The sequence below is a fragment of the Halomonas sp. 707B3 genome, assembly GCF_024158645.1.
Lineage (GTDB): Bacteria > Pseudomonadota > Gammaproteobacteria > Pseudomonadales > Halomonadaceae > Vreelandella > Vreelandella lionensis.
Genome location: NZ_JAMZBE010000210.1, coordinates 1 through 4,680, shown reverse-complemented (window position 1 = coordinate 4,680; position 4,680 = coordinate 1). Strand labels below are relative to the sequence as shown.

The following is a 4,680-nucleotide window of genomic DNA, read 5'->3' as shown; positions in this document are numbered from 1 at the left end:
GGCGTCACGTTTAAACGCATCTGAATACCTGGGGCTACATTTGTATTTCATAACACCTTCTCTCGAAAAAAGGTGTCTACTTTTTTAGGGGCAATCCAGTAAGCTAGCCTCCATGGCATTCTCCGCTGCGTTACCGTGGTTGAGTGGATCACGGTACAAGGCAATCGGCCATGGAGGCAATGGGTGGTTACAGCGTATGGCGCTGCCCTAGCGCGGCCAAATAGCGCTGATAGGCCCCTTCATAGGCGGCCACACGCTCGGCATCAGGCTCCGCCAGCGAGGCCGCATCCAGATGCACCAGGCGCTCGCAGAGCGATGCTAGGCTAACGCCCTCGGGCTGTAGATCGCACCAGGCCGCTTGAATGGCTGCCCCTAGCGCGGCGGCATCGGTAATCTCGGGGCAAATCACCTGGGTGTTGGTAATATCAGCGACCATTTGCCGCCACACCGGGCTTTTCGCCCCGCCGCCAATCAGTCGAATCTGGCTGGTGCCCGCGGCTAGCTCGCCTAGCAGCTCCAGCCCATAGCGTAGGCCAAAGGTCGCGCCCTCCATCACGCCTCGACAGAGGTTGGCCTGGGTCATATTCAGGCTGGTCAACCCGAGAAAATCGCCGGTGGCATCGGGCAGCATGGGCACCCGTTCGCCGTTGAAGAACGGCAGCACGGTGACGCCCTCGGCACCAATCGGGGCGCTGGCGACCTGTTCGCCAAAGGTAGCCAAGTCCAACCCAAACAGCTCACGCACGCGAGTCGTTGCCGAGGTCACGTTCATGGTACAGATCAGCGGCAGCCACCCCCCGTGGCTGGCGCAAAAATTCGCCACCATGGCGCTGTCACACACCACCGAATTAGGTGAGTAAGCACACACCGTGCCGGAAGTGCCCAAACTGAGCGTGACCAGCCCATGGGTAATATTGCCGGTGCCAATCGCCCCCATCATGTTGTCGCCACCGCCCGAGGAGACCACCACGTTATCGCCTAGCCCCAGCTCCTGAGCCACTAACGGGCGCACGCGGCCAGCGGGTTCATGGGCGTCAATGATCCGAGGCAGTACACGGTCAGGGTCGAGCTCCGGCGCAATGGCAGCAAACACCTCTTTCTGCCAGCACTGGGCGCGGGTATCAAAGTAACCGGTGCCCGAGGCGTCGCCTGCCTCGGTAACCCGTTCGCCAGTCAGCCAGAAATTCAGGTAGTCATGGGGCAGCAAGAGCGTAGCAATACGCTGGTAGGCATCCGGTTGATGCTCGCGTAGCCAGGCCACTTTTGAGGCGGTATAGCCCGTTTGCAGCACCAGGCCCAGCTTCTCCAGGCAGCCCGCCTCGCCCCCCAGCGTTTCCACCAACGCGCTATTTTGAGCGCTGGTTTCGGTATCGCACCACAGCTTGGCGGGATACACCGGCACGCCATCGGCATCGAGTGCCACCATGCCGTGTTGCTGGCCAGACACACCAATACCGCGCACCTGCTTGGCATCGATCCCGGCGCGCTCAATCGCTTGAAAGAACGCGCCTTTGAGCGCCGCCAGCCACTCCGCGGGTGCCTGCTCCCGGCGGCCATGCTCCCCTTCATCCAGGCGGTGCGGGCGGCTGCCTTCGCCCAGAATGACGCCCCGTTCTACATCCACCACCACGACTTTGGTACTTTGCGTACCGCAATCCACCCCGATATACATCACAACGTTCCTTTGGACGCGACCAGAGCCTCAAGAGTAGCCCGTGCGCCTCGTTCATGCAGCGACTTCAGCGCCTCCAGGTAGGCGTTAAGGAAGCGAGGCTGGTCCACCAAGTCGCCAAACAGCTCGCGGTTTTCCACGAAGGCCGCTGGATGGGTGCGGTTATTGGCGGCAATGGCCATTAACGGCTCGCGCAAACGGTCCACGATCTCAATGGTCTGACCCTGCTCATCGACCCCTTCGGCGTAGCGTGCCCAGCTGGCCACCACGGCGGCGCTGCGCTCAATCTCACCACCCTGGGCAAGCTGCTGGCGAATCACCGGCACTAACCATTTAGGAATGCGATCCGAGCTTTCGGCGCACAGCCGCGCCAAGGTGTCTCTGATTTGCGGGTTCGCAAAGCGTTCAATCAGCGTCAGCCGGTAGGTTTCTAAATCCACCCCCGGTACGGGGGGCAGCGTCGGTGTGCCCTCTTCGCGCATGTAGCCGAGCAAGAACTCGACAAACAGCGGGTCTTGGCACACTTCATGGGCGTAGCGGTAGCCCGCCAAATAGCCAAAGTAGGTCAGCGCCTGATGGCTGGCATTGAGCAGGCGCAGCTTCATGAGTTCGTACGGCTCGACATCCTCGACAACCTGCACGCCGACCTTCTCGAACGCCGGGCGGCCCAAGGGGAAGTGATCTTCCAGCACCCACTGGGTAAAGGGCTCGCACACCACGGGCCAGGCATCTTCAACGCCAAAGCGCTGGGAGAGCTCTTCGATATCCGTGGGCGCGGTCACCGGCGTGATGCGGTCCACCATGGCGTTGGGGAACGCCACCTCAGCGGCTAGCCAGTCGCCCAGCTCCGCACTGCGGGCGCGGGCATAGGCGCTGAACATGCGCTTGGCGACATCGCCGTTGCCTTGAATGTTATCGCAGGACATCACCGTAAACGGCGCAATACCCCGTGCCCGGCGGCGTACCAGGGCTTCCACCACCAAGCCAAAGCTGGTGGAGGGGCGCTCAGGGTGGGCGAGATCGTCGCGCACCTGGGGGGCGTCCAGGTTGAATTCTCCGGACACCGGATGAAAGTTGTAGCCGCCCTCCGTAACGGTGAGCGAGACAATTTTGATGGCAGGGTCGGCCATGGTTTCGATGACCGCCTCGGGGTCTTCCGGGGCAAACAGGTAGTTCACCATGCTGCCAATCACCCGAGGCTGATACTCACCGTCAGGGTGCTTGACCACGAGGGTGTAAAGGTAGTCTTGTGCGGCGAGGGCCTGCTGCATGCGTTTGTCGCCGGGCATGACCCCCACGCCTACAATGCCCCAATCCAGCGCTTCGCCTTGGTTCATCAGCGCATCTAAGTACATCGCCTGATGGGCACGATGAAAACCACCGACGCCAATATGGACGATGCCAGGCGTCACGGCCTGACGATCATAGGTCGGCGTCTCAACCGCCGCGCTGAGGGAACCCACATTGTGGTTATTAAGCTGGGTCATCGTCACTCTCCGGGTTATTGGCTGGGCAAGCGCGTCCTAGCGCCAGCGCTGGTCAGGTGGCACGCTGCTGGTTTTTACCAGCGCGGCGTTCAGCATGTCTTTTTGGTGGGTGCGCTCAAGCGCGCCGCTGTGGTCTTGGCCCATACAGAGCCAGCGGTTCACCAACCGCTCTACGAGCACGTCATCATCGACGTCGATCATTAGCGTCCAGTCGAACAGCGCGTGCAGTGAACGCCACGGATCTTGGTTCAATAGCAGATAATTGCCTTCCACAATCACAATGCGATGCGCGGGGGTAATTAACCGCCCACCGGCACGGGCAAGGTCCAGCGGCCGATCAAAGACCGGCACAGCCACTGGCTTATCCGCCCGACGGATGCGCATTAAATCGTGATGCAAGCCCTCCACATCGAAGGTGTGCGGCGCACCTTTCACAGGCAGCTGTTCATCGCCTAGAACGGCGTTATCGAAGTGGTAGCCATCCATCGGCACCACTGCCGCGTGCCCTGGGCGCAGTTGATTAATCGCTTCACAGAGCAGCGCGCTGCGGTAGGATTTTCCGGCCCCCGGCGGCCCCGCCAGGGCAACCATAAAGCGCGACTTGCCTTCGGCGGCATCCAGCAGTTGGTGGCTTAACGAAACAAGATCAGGGCTCATGGGCGTCTTAGCTCATCCAGTTGCCGCCATCGACGTTGAGCGTCTGGGCGACGACGTAATCGCTATCCTGGCTGGCAAGAAACACAGCGGCGCCGGTGTGATCTTCCGGCAGCCCCATGCGGCCATAGGGCACCGCCTCGCCCACCAATCGCTTTTTCTCGCCCAGCGGGCGGTTCTCAAAACGGGCAAACAGTGCATCGACCTCTTCCCACATCGGGGTATCCACCACACCGGGGGCAATGCCGTTGACGTTAATGCGGTGTTTGATCAAATCGAGCCCGCAGGACTGGGTCAGGCTAATCACGGCGGCTTTGCTGGCGCAGTAAACACTCACTAGCGGTTCGCCACGCCGGCCCGCCTGAGAGGCCATATTGATAATTTTGCCTCCCTGACCTTGAGCCACCATGGCGCGGGCCACGGCCTGCAGGGTGAAAAACATGCCTTTGGTGTTCACCGCAAACTGTTTGTCGAAGCTGGCCTGGGTCACTTCCAGCACCGGCGCCATATCGAACACCGCCGCGTTATTGACCAAAATATCAATGCCACCAAAGCGCTCGGTGACGCTCTCCACCATGGCATCGATAGAGCCTTGGTCGCACACGTTCAGCACCACGCCCATGACCCGCTCGGCGCTGGCATCCTGCTGCAGCGTGGTGAGTGCGTCTTCGATGGCCTTGGCATCGATATCGGCCACCACGACACTGGCCCCTTCGGCCAAATAGCGCTGGACAATGGCGAGTCCGATGCCACGGGCACCGCCAGTAATCACGGCACGTTTATTGAGCAGTTTCATTGTTATCTTGTCCTTGCAGATGTAATTGCCACTCGTCCACTAAGGCGCGGAGCCCGCGCATATGAGGCAAA

Annotated in this window: 4 protein-coding genes; all 4 read right to left on the bottom strand. The window is 60.8% G+C overall.

The window, feature by feature from the left end:
- Positions 1 to 187 precede the first annotated feature (187 nt).
- The 4 genes from xylB to BIS10_RS17470 are packed head-to-tail and all read right to left on the bottom strand — an operon-like array spanning position 188 to position 4,609.
- Positions 188 to 1,672 carry a xylulokinase gene (xylB, locus tag BIS10_RS17485; protein ID WP_253507222.1) on the bottom strand — a complete coding sequence of 495 codons (1,485 nt, stop codon included), beginning with the start codon at positions 1,670 to 1,672 and terminating at the stop codon, positions 188 to 190.
- Positions 1,672 to 3,159 carry a mannitol dehydrogenase family protein gene (locus tag BIS10_RS17480; RefSeq protein WP_253507219.1) on the bottom strand — a complete coding sequence of 496 codons (1,488 nt, stop codon included), beginning with the start codon at positions 3,157 to 3,159 and terminating at the stop codon, positions 1,672 to 1,674. The genes xylB and BIS10_RS17480 overlap by 1 nt, the downstream gene beginning before the upstream one ends.
- Before the next feature lie 36 nt (positions 3,160 to 3,195).
- Positions 3,196 to 3,816, bottom strand: a complete 621-nt coding sequence (locus BIS10_RS17475; RefSeq protein WP_253507216.1) for a nucleoside/nucleotide kinase family protein — start codon at positions 3,814 to 3,816, stop codon at positions 3,196 to 3,198.
- Positions 3,817 to 3,823: 7 nt separating this feature from the next.
- Complete coding sequence (locus BIS10_RS17470) at positions 3,824 to 4,609, bottom strand: L-iditol 2-dehydrogenase (protein WP_253507213.1); 786 nt, start codon at positions 4,607 to 4,609, stop codon at positions 3,824 to 3,826.
- Between the last annotated feature and the right edge of the window lie 71 nt (positions 4,610 to 4,680).